The organism is Novipirellula aureliae, assembly GCF_007860185.1.
Classification (GTDB): Bacteria; Planctomycetota; Planctomycetia; order Pirellulales; family Pirellulaceae; genus Novipirellula_A; species Novipirellula_A aureliae.
Genome location: NZ_SJPY01000001.1, coordinates 142,009 through 158,581 on the forward strand (window position 1 = coordinate 142,009; position 16,573 = coordinate 158,581).

A 16,573-nucleotide genomic window follows, 5' to 3' on the forward strand; every position below is an offset into this window, starting at 1 on the left:
TCTGCTGAGGGTAAAAGTCAGACCACAGCAGCAACCGATCTGTCTGCGATGGAAACGCCCGGCTCGACGAAATCACGCAAGGCCACCGTCACGGGCCCTGATGGACAAGGTCTGGCGGGGGTAACGGGCAAGGCCTTTGTGTTCCAACAGAATGAACCTGTCTTGGACACCCAGACGGATGCCAAGGGCTATTTCCTGTTGCCAAACGGTCCGCCAGGTGAGGAGTTGTTGGGAGATCTTCCGTCCATACGGCGGGGATACCGCTTGCAGATTTCCAAGCCGGGATACCTTCCCTGGCAAGAACATCTATTCGTCACACTCGACCATGCCGGCAACTACGGGCGACAGGCCTTTCTGATGCGAAAGTCATCCTAGGCGGTACGTCTTGTTGTGCCGACAAATTCAGCGGTGGTTGTTTGCGTATCAACGCGGTAGACAATACCGCTGCGTTGACGGCGATTGGTGGTGATCGCTCCGGTATGCCGCAGCACGTAGGCGATCTTCTGGGCAACCCAACGCGGGCGATCGATCCATTTTGCTAAGTCGGACGTGTTGAACTCGGTGGTGCCCGCTGGCACATTCACGATTGCAAGTAGATCAGCGGCAGTGGAGAAGTGATAAGACTCGCCCATCGACTCAAGTTCGACATCGTCGACACGATAGTCCTTTTGCCAACGACGTCTTCTCGACTTTCCTCGCGGAATGCGTGTTTCAATAACATGCATTAGAGGAACTTCAATGACTAAATTTCGATGCGGAAAGACTTTGGTAAAGTAGATAAGATCTTCGAAGACATCGACGACGCTACCTCGCTTGGGGCTCATCCGACTCGACTGAACCTTGCCACCTCGCTTCTTGGCTTTGGCGATTCGAGTTCGTTCAATGACCGGCTTGACCACACGAAGTTTGTGACGTTTTAGCAAATCGCGGCATTTGTCTCGAATCGCCGAAAGGCCTGCGCATTGGATTTCAATCAACTCGTCGCCACGGACAGCATCGATTCGGTAAGGCCCTAAAACAACTTCGGTATCGCCCGATTCGGCGGCATAGCGATGCTTCAGTTGCTGGTGAAGAGACGTTTCCATTAGGCAACATTGTAGGCTATCGCGTCGGTTTCCGTTTCATCGTCAAGCAAAACGCATAACGAACGAGCGATTCCATCAATCGCTTCGTCGCGGCGATAAACCTCTCGTGCCGCCCAGGCGCGGTTGAGAAGAACTTCAATTCCCAAGTAAGCATGATCGGCAAAAACCGTCCTCATTGCGGTATGAATACTCTCTACCGTTCCTCGGCGCGGATAGTTACGCCGTACGCGGACCATTGGTACATCGGCGTACATCTCATCGATCCAATCAAGGCAAAAATCGACTTCGTCTTCGCGAGCGGGATCGTAAAGTAATCCAACGTCGGTACGCTGTAACTTTCCATTTTTGCGAAGTGAAAAGGAGCGAACGGACAAATGAATTGAATAACCTTGCTCGTCAATCTGGTCTGCTATCGCTTGCTTCAAACGTTCACGATAGGGAACATGTACCTCCTCGATCAACCGTTTCCGCTCGTGTTCTTGAATTTTTTTAGCCGAGACAGGAAAAACGCTGCGATGCCGTATCGATCGTGTGACGTCAACCAACCCAGCGGAGTACTCGTTTAAGAGAATCCGTTCATTCAATTTGGCGGCCATTCGGGTTGCAGCGTACCGTGCCGGACCATCCGTTTTGTGAAGCGGTAAGATGCCAGCGTCTCGCTCCACGCCGGGCGACAACGACAACCAATCGGGAATTCGATCGCCTCCCGTTTCGCAGCTAATAATAACCGACATCTGCCCAATGGCCCAAATTTGTTTGGTAATGCAGGGGGACTCAAGCACCCTCCCAACGAAGCCCCAACTCCGTTCACCATAGCGATAGCTTGACGACCAAAGCAAGCTCAGTTTCATCAGGAAGCTAATTTGCTAATTCGGGGAATACCGCTTCGTCTAAACCCATTCGGCTAATGATTGCTTTTAAGCGGATTTGAAAATCGCTCTTGTAATTGGCAACTCGCTGCTCACTCAAACCAATCTTCTCAGCGACCGCCTTGTTCGACAAACCGACAACGAACAACAATTCAATCACTTTTAGCTTTTCGTAATTTCCGGTTTCTTTCCAACGACCAATCTGTTCGCCAATCGCATCACAAATGGCGGTATGTTCGATTTCCTTTCGCTCAACGCTACGCGCAATCGAGCTGGCCATACGAGCCGAGCCGACAAAAGCGACATCGTCCGCGGAACCGCTGTCGCGTTGATGCAATTGCAATGCTGGCCGCCGACCTTCACGTCGTAGATGATCCGTCAGTTTGTAGGCACAAATGGAAAACAGATAGCTTTCGAGTCGTCTTGAATAATCGTAGTTGGGTAAACTGATCAGAAAACCGACAAAGGCATCCTGAACAATATCCTCACTGGACGAACGATCACGAACTCGGCTCTGCGTGAACGCTAACAAGCGTCCCTCATAGCGATCGATTAACGATTGCCAAGCGTCATTATCTCCGCCGCGAATACGTGAAATTAGATCGGCATCGATGCGAGAAGGGTCATTCATCGTGGCATCGCATCCTCAGTGACAAACCACTCGGTTGCGTCAATCAATTGAGCTGGGTAATCGCTTACGGATAGAGGATCGGACCAAACGTTGGCGAGAGCTTGTCGTTTGCTTTCTCCCGAGACCAAGAACCATCGTTCGATGGCGGAATTGATTGCAGGGGCCGTTAACGTGTATCGGTAGGCATCAAACTTTTCGACCCAATTTTCGACAAACCATCGCGACGTTTCCTCAATCGCGGCAGTGTTTGGAAACAACGATGCTGTATGCGAATCATCGCCCATCCCCAACAATACCAAATCCCAAACCGGCATTTTCTGGCCCTGAAAATGTTGTTCCAGCAGACATTGATACTCATTCGCTGCGGTCGCTGGATCGTCCAGATTGACCATGACAGGGTGAACATTTGACTCGGGTGCATCGATTTTGCTGAGCAGCGCTTCGTGAACCATTCGAAAATTACTGTCGGGTGATTCGGGAGGCACGTTCCGTTCATCGCCAAAGAACCAATGGATGCGATTCCATTGCAGCGACTCGCAGGCGATCATCTCATACAGTCGTTTGGGTGTCGATCCACCTGAGAGGGAGACGCGGAAGACGCCATACTCGGAAATGCACTCGTTTGCCAGGTTGCAAAATGCTTTGGAGGCTGCCTTGTACAGATCCGCAAGCGTCGGATAGGGTTGAACCGAAGGGATCGACATCGTGGTTTCGATTGCTTTTGTTTGAGTTATCGCTGTCGTAAAAAAAATCGTTGCAAAAACGTCAAAACGATTCGGCATCACCTGGAAACGTGTTGTCAGCAATTGCATCACGGTATTGGATAGCAGCTTCGTAGATCGTCGTTGACACGTCCGCCATTTTACGCACGAACTTTGGCGAATAGCCACTCGTCAATCCGATCAAATCGTTGGTTACCAAAACTTGGCCCGTCGTCGCGCCCCCCGCACCGATACCAATGGTCGGAACGTTGACGGCGTCGTTGATCGCTTGTCCGACTTCGGTCGAAACGCACTCGACGAGAACGGCAAACGCTCCTGCATTCTCAGCCGCGACCGCATCATTGACAAGTGTCTTGATTTCCCGCTTTACCCGGTAGCCGCCTTCGACATGAACATTCTGAGGCCTCAATCCGACATGAGCCATCACGGGAATACCAGCGGTTACCATCGTTTCGATTCGCCCTGCTTGCTCGGCACCACCTTCTAATTTTACTGCATGGCATTTCGTTTCTTTGAGCACTCTGGCCCCACAAGCAACCGTTCGCATGATTTCCAATTGGCCTTCGGGAAACGGCAAATCGACGACGACCATCGCACGCTTCGCCGCTCGTCCGACCATTTCCGCATGGTAGATCAACTGGTCCATCGTCACGGGTAACGTGGTATCGTGCCCTTGCACGACCATCGCTAACGAATCACCGACCAATAGAATATCGATTCCCGCACGATCAAGGATTTCCGCCGTGGGGTAATCGTAGGCGGTCAGCATTGAAATGGATTGACCATCACGACGCATTTTCGCTAAGCTGCGAGTGGTCACGCGCGGTGGCGGTTTCAAGGATTCAGGTTTCGTCATGTCCATGTTTCATGTGGTAAGGTGAATGCTCCGCTGCAGCCATCTTCACACCCCGAAGCGTCCGTTTTGAAGTTGCGATATTCTGAGTGCCGGCCGTTCGGTTAGCGGTTCGCCGATGGCATCTGCCATGGACGAAACCTGCCGTGGCTAAAAAGCCAACTTCCGAACGAACGCTTCGAATTGTGAAAAAAATTGCTTTTGTATGTTAAGCTAACGGTAAAACGACGATTGTCTAGCGGGCTCGCTGCCGATACCGAAGCGTTGACCGACACATTTTATCGATGATTTCCATATCTTTCTATGCTAACACGAATACAAAACGGTCATCGAATCGATCCCGCCTTGGGAGTCGATCGTGTCGGCGATGTTTGGATAAAAGATGGAAAGATTGTCCCATCATGTGAAGTTCAAACCGGTTCTGCAAACAACCCCCGAACCCTTGATGCATCGGATTGCATCGTGATGGCGGGCGGAATTGATTTGCACACTCATATCGGTGGCGGCAAATTGACGCTGGCCCGCTTGCTACTCGAAGAACCCGCAAAACCAAGTCGCGACCTTTTGCCGACCGCGCCGGTCGTTGCCCAGCGTTATTTGGATATGGGCTACACGACCTGCTTTGAACCTGCGGTGATTCCCTGTAACGCCCGATCCGCACATGCCGAAATGGCGGAGATTCGCGGAATTGATACTGGCGGATTTTGCTTGCTCGGCAACGATGACTTGCTGATGCAATTGCTCGCTGACAACGCACCTCAATCGGTCATCAATGATTACGTTGCCTGGATGGTGATGGCGACCCAGTGTATTGCGGTGAAAGTTGTCAATCCGGGCGGCATCAGTGCCTTCAAATTCAACCAACGCCGACTCGATGTCGATACCCCACACCCACGTTACGGCGTAACCCCATCGACGATTGTCCGCCGCTTGTGCCGAGCGGTTTCGGAAATCGGTCTGGCTCACCCGCTACACGTCCACTGCAGCAACCTTGGAGTGCCGGGCAACATTGAATCGACCCTCAAAACGATCGATGCGGCGGACGGGTTCCCCATTCATCTAGCTCACGCACAGTTTCACTGCTATGGAAACAATGGGCCTTACGCGATGACCTCCGCCGCAGCCAAGTTGGTCGACGCGATCGACCGAAACCCTCATGTCACCATCGATGTTGGACAAGTCATGTTTGGTCAAACGGTAACGATCAGTGCGGATTCGATGCACCAATTTCACAACATCCGTTACGCAAATCCTCGCAAGTCCATTTTAGTCGATGTCGAATGCGAAGCGGGTTGCGGCGTTGTGCCGTTTCGCTATCGCCGACGTCAATTCGTTCACAGCTTACAATGGGCAATCGGGCTCGAACTGTTCTTAATGATCGACGATCCAGCGCGAGTCTTCTTGACGACCGATCATCCTAACGGTGCTCCGTTCACAACGTACCCTCATTTGATACGCCTGCTGTGCGACCGGGCATTCCGCGAAACGGCATTGGCCGAGATCGATCCCGAGGCTGCCGCCGCAAGTAGCCTTGCAGGCATCGACCGCGAATACACACTAGGCGAAATTGCAATCATGACAAGATCGGCTCCGGCAGCGATTCTCGGTTTGTCAGGGATCGGAGATTTGGCGATTGGCTCTTCCGCCGACGTGGTCGTCTATGAAAAGAACAGAAACTTCGAAACGATGTTTGCCCAACCAAAGTTTGTACTCAAAAACGGCGTGCTGGTGCGAGGCAAAGGAAGCGTGAGCACAGAGCCCTCCGGATCGATCACTCATACAGCCAACGTCGAATTCAATCCCAAAACGATAGCGACGCTTGCCAATCGCTATGAATCGTTTTCCGCGATGGCGATGAGCCGATTGCAGATCAGCGACGACGAAATGCAAGCCAGTTTGGGAACGGTCCCAGTCAAACACGCCTCCCAAACCAAACACAGAGCGTTCCATTGAATCCGCCCAAATATCTTGGTGGCGTTGAAATCGATTCGGCGTTTGCCGAAGCGTTCGACATGAAAGCAACGCGATTAGTCATCACGGCGATCGACCACTCTTGGGCAATGGCAGCGGCGAATTCGATCGCAGGGTTTGCAACCAGTGTCATTGCTTGTGGGATCGAGATTGCCATCGAAAGGAAACGAATGCCCGACGAAACGCCTGACGGGCGTCCGGGAGTCTCCGTCTTGGCCTTTGCGGTTTCGAAAACGGAGCTGGAAAACCAAATCGTTCGTAGGGCCGGGCAATGCGTCCTAACATGTCCAACAACCGCCCTTTACGGCGGGATTGAAGAGACGAAGCCGAAGTCAACGAAGCGAATTGCAATCGGAAAATCACTTCGTTATTTTGGGGACGGCCATCAAATTAGTAAATTGATTGAGGGACGGCGATATTGGCGGATTCCAGTCATGGATGGCGAGTTCGTTTGCGATCACGACGTACCACGTGTCGATGGAATCGGTGGCGGAAACTTCATTCTTATCGGAAATGATATCGATGCTGTCCTCGGTGCCTGCCGCGCTGCGATTGACGCAATGCAACAGATCGAAAACGTCATCATGCCGTTTCCCAGAGGAGTGACGCGAAGTGGTTCCAAAATGGGTTCCAAGTACGCGAAGTTGATCGCCAGTACCAACGATGCGTATTGCCCCAGTTTAAGAGCATCCGGCTTGCTTGAATCAACGCGTCAATCAGAACTGCGAGCGAGTGAATCGGTGGCGATGGAAATCGTGATTGATGGATTGACTCCAGTCGATGTCCGATCGGCGATGCGAGTGGGCATCGATGCCGCTTGCCATTTCGATCATCGTGGAGGCCTGATGCGAATCACGGCAGGGAACTACGGTGGCAAACTTGGCCGACATCATTTTCATCTGCATGAGGTGGTTTGAATGAACAGCTGGACCTTGGAAATTCGTCGTGACATTGCTGCGACGCAATTGCCTGCTTGCATTGATGCACGCCGTATCAAGTTGTCCGAGTTTTCATTTATGAGCGAGCCTCAGATTTGCAAGGTCGAGTTGTCGGCGGGCAGCGAATTGATTTGCATTGGTGATCTATTTACCGTGTCAAAAGCAGCCGATAACTTGACGTTGCGTTTGATCGGTGACTTAAGCTCTTTTCATTTCATTGGCTACCAACACGATGGTGGACAATTGATCGTCGAAGGCAACGTTGGTGATTATGCGGGCTCGCGAATGAGTCGAGGCGAGTTTTGGGTAGCGGGATCAACGGGCGACTTCTTGGCTGCGGCCACGGGCACGCAACGCGTCGGGATGAGTGGCGGGCGAATTGTCGTGACCGGCTCCGTCGGTCATCACGCAGGCCACCGAATGCGGCGTGGTGCGATCATGGTCAACGGATCGGCGACCGATTTCCTGGGCTCGCACATGATTGCGGGCACCATTTTGGTCGCTGAAAGAGCAGGGCAGAATGTTGGATATGCAATGCAGCGAGGCACACTTCTGCTAGGACACCTGCCAATCCTAAGCAAAAATCGATTTAGCGCCCCCACTGGTTTCCATACGGCATTCTTTTTGCTCCTTTCCAAACAATGGAATTTAGAAGATTGGCAGAAACGGCTCCCAAAACTATCATCAAGCCTAATCGAATTGGACAAAATCAAGTCTCTGCTGGCAATTTTTGCCAAGGGCCCGTTTTGTTCATGCCGCGGTGACTTTGCAGTCGCTGGCCAGGGCGAGATCATCTGGCCAAACAACCAGACAAGCCCAATCCCCCTAGAATGAACCCTCCGCGTCATTTGGCGGGATGGTTGTCGCAACAACCATTTTGTTATCGGCTCGTCCTGCGGACATCGAGGCTTCAACCTTGGCACTCGATGACAACAGAATGAGTCACCTTTCCCCAACACCGAGCACTTTTAGAAGAAAAACATGAAGAAATTGAACGCATTACGTACTTTTGCGGCAGCAACCGCTGTCGTCGGGCTGATCGCCTTCGCCTCGCAACCCACGAACGCCCTGGACGCGGCCGGCAGTTTTGGGGTCGGTTCCGACGCACCGGCATTGGATGTCGAGCATTGGATTCAGGACGGAAACGGTTTTTTTAAGCCTGTCACCGACTTTCAAGACGGGAAGGTCTATGTGGTTGAGTTTTGGGCAACCTGGTGTGGTCCGTGCATTATGAGTATGCCGCACTTGGCGGAACTGCAAAACCAATATCGGGGCCAAAACGTGCAGATCGTCAGCATTTCCGACGAGTCCCCTGAAGAGGTCAATGAGTTTTTGAAGCAAGAAAGCGATGAAGAGGAAAAAACGTTTGGAGAGATTACCTCGGCCTATTCACTAACGACCGATCCCGACCGCTCGGCTCATGCCGATTACATGGAAGCGTCCAACGCAGCTGGCATTCCGACCGCATACATTGTTGGCAAAACAGGTAAAATTGAGTGGATTGGTCACCCGATGGGCATGGACGAAACGCTCGAGGCCGTCGTCAATGACAAATGGGATCGCGAAGCGTACAAAAAGCAGTACGAACAAGAGCAACGATTGCAGCAGGCCATTGAAGAGATTTCGATGCTAGCCGGTGCTGGGAAATTCGATGACGCGATCAAGCGAATTGAAGAGGAAATCAGCAAAACCGACAACGAAGATCTGAAAACTAACTTGAAAGATTTCCGGTACAGCTTGATGCTGTCGGCAGGACAAATCAACGAAGAGGTCGTCGGCTACTACAAGAAACAAGTCGAGGAGATGAAGGACAACCCGATGGCTCTTGGGCAGTTCGGCTACTCGCTAGTGGGTGTCTCTCAGCAAGGCGGAAAAATCGGACCTCTCGCCGATCTGGCGATCAAAAATCTTGCACCGGTTGTTGACAAGGCCGAAGCGGAAGTGCAGCCGCTACTGCTCAACATCATGGCTCAACTTTCTCAAATCGATAAGAAGTTAGACCAAGCGATCGAGTATCAAGAGAAAGCGGTCGAGGCAAGTGGTGAACGCCAGAAGCAGCGAATGGAATTGTATCTAGACGAACTGAAATCCGAAAAGGAAAGCGGCTAGAGCATTTTGATTTTTGACGTGGCTGGGGCTTCCAGCCCCAGTTGAGAAGAACGCTGCGGCTGGAAGCCACAGCCACTAAATAAGCAGCCGACGGCTTTTTGCAAAATGCTCTAAATCGGGCTGCGTCGCAAGGCGGAATTTGCTTCCGCCGGGCTTGTCCTGAATGGCGTGGACTTAAGAATAACCGAGTGAGTTTCACCGTGGGTGTTTTTCCCGCTTCCGTACGGCTTGTCCGGACGGAGTAACAAGTAGCAGCTACCCTGAACGCAAAATTCCACGATCGCCCCACCCCCACGAATCGCCGGAGGCGATTCGTGGGGGTGGGGCGAATTTCTTTTCGGCCGTGCGGTTTGTAGCTGCCACTTGTTTCCTCCGCCGAGACAAGCTCGACCGAAGGATGTCTCACACTGTTAAATCGGCTAGCGCTAGGCGATTCACCCCTCGCTTGCCCGATCTGACTTCGGCAATTTCGGCAACCGTTTTCGGCTTGGACGCTTCGGCTCCCACAAATCTTCGACTTGCTGGCCGCCCGCTTCCTCTCGAATCAAGAGATAAACTCCACCAATCAAGGCCCAGGAAAAGGCGAAACAGGTTGCCATCGGAATAATCGCTAAGATACGCCCAATCAGGTCTGCCAAAGCGTGCGGAGCGGCAGCCCATCCGAGAATCGAAAACGTCACCATGCCTGCCGCAGAGACGACCCCCGTCGCCAAAAAGGTGACTACCAGCAAAAGAACAAATGCAACCAGGGCGTGAATCAGTAGATGAAACGGCCGGCGATACAGGTACTCATAACCTCGACTGAGCGAATCGAGTGCGTCGGGATCCTTTTCATTCGCAAGTGCCGACCATGCCAACGGGACGGCAATCGTAGCTCCGAAAGCCAAGATCCCGCATGGTAAACCAATCAAAACGATCAACAATGCCGACGGCATCAATAGCCATGTCGACGTCGGTGCCTGCTTCGTGATCCAACCAATGAGCAGGATGATTAGGCCCATCGACAAGACACACACCAACGGAACGATGGCGGTCAACCAAGATGCCGGTGCCCTTAGGATCGCCAATTGATTGACATCGCGAAGATTCATCATCGATCGACCGGCGGTCAACTGCGCACCTTGACGCAAAAAAATGAGTGCGGAAGGAGACCAAATAAAGATCGTCCAAAGAATGGAACCGAATTGGCGAAAGACACGAGCATCTTGGATCGAGGGATTCAGGACGGTTGTCGCATTCATCAAGCGGACAAATTGCATTGTCGTCATCATCGAATCCTGCGATGCGCTAACGACCGAAGCAGCTTTGCCATCGATTGCCACCAGCGTTAGTTTTTCGCCCAAAATCCAGTGCTGACCCACCCACCATACCAAGAGCGTGGTAATACCGATAAGGATCATCGGCGGTGACCCCGCTAATCGAAGCGTGCGAATCAGCCGCAGCCAGGCAAACACATCGATCCATTCACGTACTCGATTCAGGATACCGGTTTCCAACTCATGGCCCGCATGAACCTTGTCGCCGGAAGAAGCCATTGTTTCGCTTTTGTTTTCGGAGGATGCGTTGGTCACGTTGTTCATTCCGTTCCCACGGCTGATGCCATGGGCTAATTGCTGACGCCACTACCGTGGCTAAAACCACTCGATTGCCGATCCGTGATTACTGGTAGGCCTGTTGGCGATTCGCCCACGGCGTTAGTGGATCTATCTCGAGCACGCTGGCCATCATCCTAGCGAAACGAGACGGGTTTCCATAGTCGAGGATTGGGGATTGGAGCTGGCGTTGACACGACTCCTGCGGGAACGACTTGAGCCGAAACAAACCATTTTTCCCCTGATTGGACTGGAAGTTCTACGAGATCGCGACGGAGCACGGCTATTTCGAAGTCGATATTCTCGCCTTGCTTTTTTGAAGAGACATACCAAGTAGGTTGCCACGCCGATTGGCCATCAACGGAATCGTGCGTCTTGCCGAGCGGAGTTGTCTCCAGTTCGAATGCGGTCATCAAATCTCGGTCGACATCGATTGCTAACCTCAATCTGTCAGCGGCCCTCAAGTTGTAATCTCGATGGCTCGACGACTCTTCCACGGAAGGCTCTGCAGCAAATCGATGGCTTGGGCAACGAACAAAAAAGTAGACAAACTGATCGTCATAGCCCATCTTTATAGACGGACTTGGCATTCCGGTTCCCAGGGAAGAATGGGGCGTCATCCAAAACGGATCGTCCGCAACCCCGTCCAATTTGGGTGGCCGAGTAGCGACCGATGCAACAAGAGGGTGGGGAGGATATTTGACAACGAGATCGGCCCAGGGATTGGATGAAGTGGAATCAGCCAGGCGGCGAAAATTGCCCGTTTTCTGGGATAGGACTTCCGCGTTTTCACCTTGGCTTCGTAGCCGTGCCGATTCGTTGGCGATCAACACCAGAGGATGAAATTCCCAACGCAAATCCACTTGATGCTTGTGGTTCCGGTTCCGGCCACCGACGTCCACGTTGCCTTGTATCCTCGTCGGCGTGGTACTGGCCACGCGAATGGGCGAACTGCCTGATGCCTGGACGACTCCACTTGCTTCGATCTGAAAAGGGGACACCGCAACCTGTTGGACCGCTTGATCACTACGCGTTCGAGACTGCTGAAGCGATAACGCTTGTACAGAGAGAGACCGTAGATGTTGCCACTCCCTACTTCCGCCAACCGCTTCACGACGGAGTTTCGCCCATTTGCCAAACGACCATCCAGCAAACCGATCGGACGCTTCCGACAGCAGCCGGTCCTGAAACGCGATTTTATGCGGGGTCGATTCCAAATCGGTCGATTGCAATGCCTTGTAAATGGTCCAAGCCAATCGCAATTGATCGTCGGTGGCAGTTTGGTCAAGCATCGACGTCAGCGATTGCGAAAAGACGTTCTCATCCAAACTGGTTTCGATCATGCGGTCGATTCGCCGATCTTCATTGAGCCGGGCTTGGATCACTTGCAATTGTCGGCGAGTCGCACGAGGCAATCGGCCGGACCGCCTTTGAGAGGGTGAGAGCGAAAGACCGGATGTGATCGATTCGCCGCTGGACGTTTGGCCTGACGCATCATAGATCGATCGGAGCGAGATCATTTGTGACACGGCAGCTTCGGGTGCGACGACTTGCAATGCATCCTCCGACAAATCACCGGCCATCGCACCGATCGACGCCAGCATGGCGCTACGGTGTATGACCTTGTCCCCATCGGCAGAGCGACTACAGCGGATGACGCGTTTGACACCCGCGGAAATGGCAATTTGCGAAAACGCGTCGCTTAGACTCTTGTCGAGCAAATGATCCAGCACGATAACCGCAGGCCTGTGAATCGCGATCCAATTCTTTGCTTCCGCATAGATTGCTTGATCGGTTGTTGTTCTCGTATTGATGACGTCGACAGACGCCGCACCCAGGTTGGCGGCTGCTTGCCGTGCAGACGACAAACCGCTCGCGGCCTGTTCGGCATTCAAGCCGGCTGCCAACGCCAGCCGTAGAGCACTGACACCCGGGCGAACAGATTGCAGGACGATTGATACGCGTTGCCGCATCTCCAGACCTTCACAGCCGATTAGAGACCATGGAATCGTCGACGGGTCTCTTGCAACGACCAAAATACTCGATCGCCGATGTTCACCTAAAACGGTCGACCATTCCCCACGCGATGGATCGCCTTTTAAAATCATGCCGTGGTCACATGCGGCAAACCAGGTCGTGGCGGGACTCGCTTGGCTCCGCATGTTATTTGGCTCGGTTGTTCTCGTTCGGACCTCCGCAACATCGCGTACAACCGTTAAAGCCCCCGTCGCTTGCACCCAAGCCAAACAGGTTGCTGAGGGCGTTTCGATCGATGAAGGAGGAGGACCAGCAAGTTCGCCGGTGCTGTTCCAGGTCCGGCCTCGATCATGGCTTTCAAATTCATGGCTTTCGGCAACCGATGACCAATCACCCGCCACAACGATTGCACCACCTTCACTTCGCCGCTTGATGGAACGGAGCAGCGGGAGCTCGTCGTCACCGCTCCGATGCCACCGGTTGCCACCGTCGTCGGACACCAAAACCACCCCACGGCTAATCTGCGTGATTCGATCATATTGCCCTCCTACAGCGATCGCGGTTTGGTCACCAAGCCAAATGACATCATTCAACACACACTGGACCGGACTCGGCTTTTGCTTCCAGGTATCCCCCGCGTCTTCGGAATGTAGAATCACGCCATGGTCGCCGACGGCCAACCCATTTCGGCCATCGGGGCTAAACTCGATTGCTTGCAAGGATGCGTCTTCGCGAAGTGCGTCCACCGGTGTGTAGGAAGGGGGCGGTTCGAGTTGCGAAGCCGATTGACCGGCCGAATAAGCAATCGATTGACCGGCCGAATAAGCAATCGATTGAGCCGAGGCATTGTATCCGAAGCAGCAGGTGCATAACCCCAACCCCAATACGACCAACCCCAGCCAGTGCTGACGGACACGAGCTGCCCCAAAGCCAACTAGCCCAAAGCCAACTAGCCCGAAGCCAACTGGCCCGAAGCTATCTGGCCCGAAGCCAACTAGCCCAAAGTTATCTGGCCAGGGCGTCTGCATATAGATTCTGTTCATCCCATCCATCCTTTGACCATAATTGCAGCAAATAACAACGAGCCCCAGCCGAGAATTAGATTGGTGGCAACATAGAAAAACGCTGCGAACCAGCGTTGATCACCAGCAAGTAACAGCGACTCAGCCGTAAACGTCGAAAAGGTCGTCAATGCACCGAGAAAGCCGACCCGAATCCCGAGCAGCGATTGATCGGAAAGCAGGTCCGAAGCGGCGCTAAATTCCGCTAAAGCCCCGATAGCGGCGCACCCGAGCACATTGGCGATCGTGGTACCGACCATCGCACTGCCACCTGGAGCCATAATGGCCGTCAGTGTGATCAGATAGCGAGCGACGGCACCGATGGCACCGCCTGCTGCGACTGCGAAAATGTTTGACCAAGTCGTCATCGGCTCACTTACTTACATCCGTTTATCGCTGCGTTTGACGCTATTTTGCGTTAGTTTGCGTTAGTTTTGGTAGGGGAGCTTATGAAAGATCCCTGCAGTGTGGGATCTTGCACAAGATCCATTACGAATAGCGGCGAAGCCGCGTTAAGTAGCACGGAATTTATTCGGTACTACAAACTTGCCACAAGACACATTCGAACGCGTAGATTCGGGATTTCAGCGGTCGGCGTAAACGCCAATTTCGCATTGTTTTGTCCAATCTCTGTATTTATTGCCAAAATTCGTTACCATTTGGCAAAAATCAAAGCTTACGAAATTCGGCCGATTTCGTTAAAGTCATGCCACGGCGGTCCTTTTCTGGCAACCTAACGGAATGAATGGTGTCGTATCATGAGTGCCGAGTTAGAATCGCCGAGTTTAGAATCGCCGAGTTTAGAATCTTAGCGTCTTGATTTGACATTCGATCACCAGCTGTATCTATCGTTGGCTCGATGATTGCCGACGTTTTACCTATTCCCCCTTTCTGTGCAAACTAAACCGATGAGTACCGCAAACGCTGCTGCCAATGAAAACCGCGTCATGACCGGAGCTGATATTCTGGTCAAATCGTTAGTGGATCATGGCGTCGACGTGCTGTTCGCCTATCCAGGTGGATGCAGCATGCCGATGCACCAGGCGTTGACTCGATTTGGCGAATCGATCCGAACGATTTTGCCTAGGCACGAGCAGGGCGGTGGTTTTGCTGCTCAAGGCTACGCCCGATCGACCGGACGCGTAGGCGTGGTAATGGCCACCAGTGGTCCGGGTGCGACCAATTTGGTCACCGCGATCGCCGATGCCAAGCTTGACAGCATTCCGCTGGTTTGCATTACCGGCCAAGTTCCCACCGCCGTCATTGGCTCGGACGCGTTTCAAGAAACGCCAATGGTCGAAATTTGCCGTGGCATTACCAAGCACCATTACTTGGTGACCGATATCGCCGATTTGCCTCGTGTGATGAAAGAAGCGTTCCATATCGCGACCACTGGTCGACCAGGACCGGTTCTAATCGACATGCCGAAGGACGTGCAACTTAGCACGCTCGAAATCGACATGAACCCTGCGATGAACTTGCCAGGCTACAGCCCTGACCCGCCTGCGGTTGCTACCGAGACCGTGAAACAAATGGCCGCTGAAATCAAACGATCGCGCCGACCGATGATCTATGCAGGTGGTGGCATCATCCTCGGCGGGGCCAGCGAAGAGCTGCGTGAATTTGTTCGCAAAACAGGCATCCCGGTAACGACGACACTGATGGGGATCGGTGCGATTCCTCCCGAAGACAAACACTCCATGTCATGGCTCGGAATGCACGGCGCCGCATTTGCAAACTATGCCGTCCGTGATTGTGATTTGCTGATCGCACTCGGTGTCCGTTTCGACGACCGCGTAACGGGCAAGGTCGAAGCGTTTGCGAAAGACGCAAAAATCATTCATGTCGATATCGACGCGGCCGAATTGAACAAAAACAAACAAGCTCATATCCCCGTTCGTGGCGATGTGAAGCAGGTGTTGACAGCTCTCAATCAAGTGGTTGAAAAACCAGAGATCGACGAGTGGCAAACTCACTGCGAAAAGCTCAAGGCACAGTACCCGTTCCGCTATGACGAGTCGTTCGACGGCATTTTGCAACAGCATGCGATCAAGACGCTTAGCGACATGACGCGCGATATGGACGCCTACGTCAGCGTCGGTGTGGGGCAACACCAGATGTGGGCGGCTCAGTTTTTCCAATTCCGTCGCCCACGAACGTGGCACAGCAGCAGCGGATTGGGGACGATGGGCTTCGGGTTGCCGGCCGCGATGGGCATCCAGGCCGCACATCCCAATGCCTTGGTCATCGATATCGATGGTGACGGAAGTTTCCAAATGAACATCCAAGAATTGGCAACGTGTTTCTGTGAAGAACTGCCCGTGAAGGTGCTGTTGCTCAATAACCAACATCTCGGGATGGTGGTCCAATGGGAAGACCGCTTTATGGAACGCAATCGCGCTCATACCTACCTCGGACCCATCCGTCACGAAGAAGCCGCAGGACAGAGCAAGGCAGAGCGGTTCCAGTATGCCGAGGATCGCTATCCCGACTTTGTCCAAATTGCAAAGGGATACGGATGCGGTGCCGCAACGGTACGCCGCAAAGCCGATCTGGAAGCAGCTTATCGCGAGATGATCGACCACAAGGGGCCCTTCCTGCTCGATGTCCAAGTCCCCTACCAAGAACATGTCCTACCAATGATCCCCGGCAATATGACCGTGGACGATATGATTCTGGAGTAGGCCTGTAGAAGAGGGGGCATGTAACAAAGCACAAGGCTCTCCTCCGTGAAAGCTTCCGGGAAAGCTTCCGCGAAAACTTCC

General features: G+C 53.0%; 14 protein-coding genes. 6 read left to right on the top strand and 8 right to left on the bottom strand.

Annotation, left to right across the window (positions count from 1 at the left end; all coding sequences use genetic code 11):
* Positions 1 to 48 precede the first annotated feature (48 nt).
* Positions 49 to 375 (top strand): carboxypeptidase-like regulatory domain-containing protein, encoded by a 327-nt coding sequence (locus tag Q31b_RS00600; protein WP_146597764.1) that lies wholly within the window; start codon positions 49 to 51, stop codon positions 373 to 375.
* Here the strand turns inward: Q31b_RS00600 and Q31b_RS00605 are convergent.
* From Q31b_RS00605 to panB, 5 genes are all read right to left on the bottom strand, one after another.
* Positions 372 to 1,085 carry a hypothetical protein gene (locus Q31b_RS00605; RefSeq protein WP_146597765.1) on the bottom strand — a complete coding sequence of 238 codons (714 nt, stop codon included), beginning with the start codon at positions 1,083 to 1,085 and terminating at the stop codon, positions 372 to 374. The genes Q31b_RS00600 and Q31b_RS00605 overlap by 4 nt on opposite strands.
* Positions 1,085 to 1,819, bottom strand: coding sequence for an N-formylglutamate amidohydrolase (locus Q31b_RS00610; RefSeq protein ID WP_197170709.1), 735 nt, complete (start codon positions 1,817 to 1,819; stop codon positions 1,085 to 1,087). The genes Q31b_RS00605 and Q31b_RS00610 overlap by 1 nt, the downstream gene beginning before the upstream one ends.
* Positions 1,820 to 1,943: 124 nt before the next feature.
* On the bottom strand, positions 1,944 to 2,585 hold the full coding sequence (locus Q31b_RS00615; protein WP_146597767.1) for an RNA polymerase sigma factor: 642 nt from the start codon (positions 2,583 to 2,585) through the stop codon (positions 1,944 to 1,946).
* A complete protein-coding gene (gene pgl / locus Q31b_RS00620; RefSeq protein ID WP_146597768.1) occupies positions 2,582 to 3,289 on the bottom strand; it encodes a 6-phosphogluconolactonase in 708 nt (235 codons plus the stop codon). The genes Q31b_RS00615 and pgl overlap by 4 nt, the downstream gene beginning before the upstream one ends.
* 61 nt (positions 3,290 to 3,350) lie before the next feature.
* Positions 3,351 to 4,163 carry a 3-methyl-2-oxobutanoate hydroxymethyltransferase gene (panB, locus tag Q31b_RS00625; RefSeq protein WP_146597769.1) on the bottom strand — a complete coding sequence of 271 codons (813 nt, stop codon included), beginning with the start codon at positions 4,161 to 4,163 and terminating at the stop codon, positions 3,351 to 3,353.
* Positions 4,164 to 4,463: 300 nt separating this feature from the next.
* Between panB and Q31b_RS00630 the strand changes: the two genes are divergently transcribed.
* The 4 genes from Q31b_RS00630 to Q31b_RS00645 all read left to right on the top strand — a co-directional run bounded on the left by Q31b_RS00630 (position 4,464) and on the right by Q31b_RS00645 (position 9,178).
* A complete protein-coding gene (locus Q31b_RS00630) occupies positions 4,464 to 6,113 on the top strand; it encodes a formylmethanofuran dehydrogenase subunit A (RefSeq protein ID WP_146597770.1) in 1,650 nt (549 codons plus the stop codon).
* Entirely contained in the window at positions 6,110 to 7,048 is a 939-nt protein-coding gene (fhcD, locus tag Q31b_RS00635; protein ID WP_146597771.1) for a formylmethanofuran--tetrahydromethanopterin N-formyltransferase, read from the top strand. The genes Q31b_RS00630 and fhcD overlap by 4 nt, the downstream gene beginning before the upstream one ends.
* A complete protein-coding gene (locus tag Q31b_RS00640; RefSeq protein ID WP_146597772.1) occupies positions 7,049 to 7,903 on the top strand; it encodes a formylmethanofuran dehydrogenase subunit C in 855 nt (284 codons plus the stop codon). It abuts the gene before it with no gap.
* 147 nt (positions 7,904 to 8,050) lie between these two features.
* A complete protein-coding gene (locus Q31b_RS00645; RefSeq protein WP_146597773.1) occupies positions 8,051 to 9,178 on the top strand; it encodes a TlpA family protein disulfide reductase in 1,128 nt (375 codons plus the stop codon).
* Positions 9,179 to 9,612: 434 nt separating this feature from the next.
* On the opposite strand, the gene Q31b_RS00650 is transcribed toward Q31b_RS00645, so the two are convergent.
* The 3 genes from Q31b_RS00650 to Q31b_RS00660 all read right to left on the bottom strand — a co-directional run bounded on the left by Q31b_RS00650 (position 9,613) and on the right by Q31b_RS00660 (position 14,176).
* Positions 9,613 to 10,749, bottom strand: coding sequence for a hypothetical protein (locus Q31b_RS00650; protein ID WP_146597774.1), 1,137 nt, complete (start codon positions 10,747 to 10,749; stop codon positions 9,613 to 9,615).
* 158 nt (positions 10,750 to 10,907) lie between these two features.
* Positions 10,908 to 13,790: a YCF48-related protein gene (locus Q31b_RS00655; RefSeq protein WP_146597775.1), complete on the bottom strand. Its 2,883-nt coding sequence runs from the start codon at positions 13,788 to 13,790 to the stop codon at positions 10,908 to 10,910.
* Positions 13,787 to 14,176 (bottom strand): fluoride efflux transporter FluC, encoded by a 390-nt coding sequence (locus Q31b_RS00660; protein ID WP_146597776.1) that lies wholly within the window; start codon positions 14,174 to 14,176, stop codon positions 13,787 to 13,789. The genes Q31b_RS00655 and Q31b_RS00660 overlap by 4 nt, the downstream gene beginning before the upstream one ends.
* A gap of 540 nt (positions 14,177 to 14,716) precedes the next feature.
* On the opposite strand from Q31b_RS00660, the gene ilvB reads away from it, so the two are divergent.
* Positions 14,717 to 16,492, top strand: a complete 1,776-nt coding sequence (gene ilvB, locus Q31b_RS00665) for a biosynthetic-type acetolactate synthase large subunit (protein WP_231617197.1) — start codon at positions 14,717 to 14,719, stop codon at positions 16,490 to 16,492.
* The last annotated feature ends 81 nt before the right edge of the window (positions 16,493 to 16,573 follow it).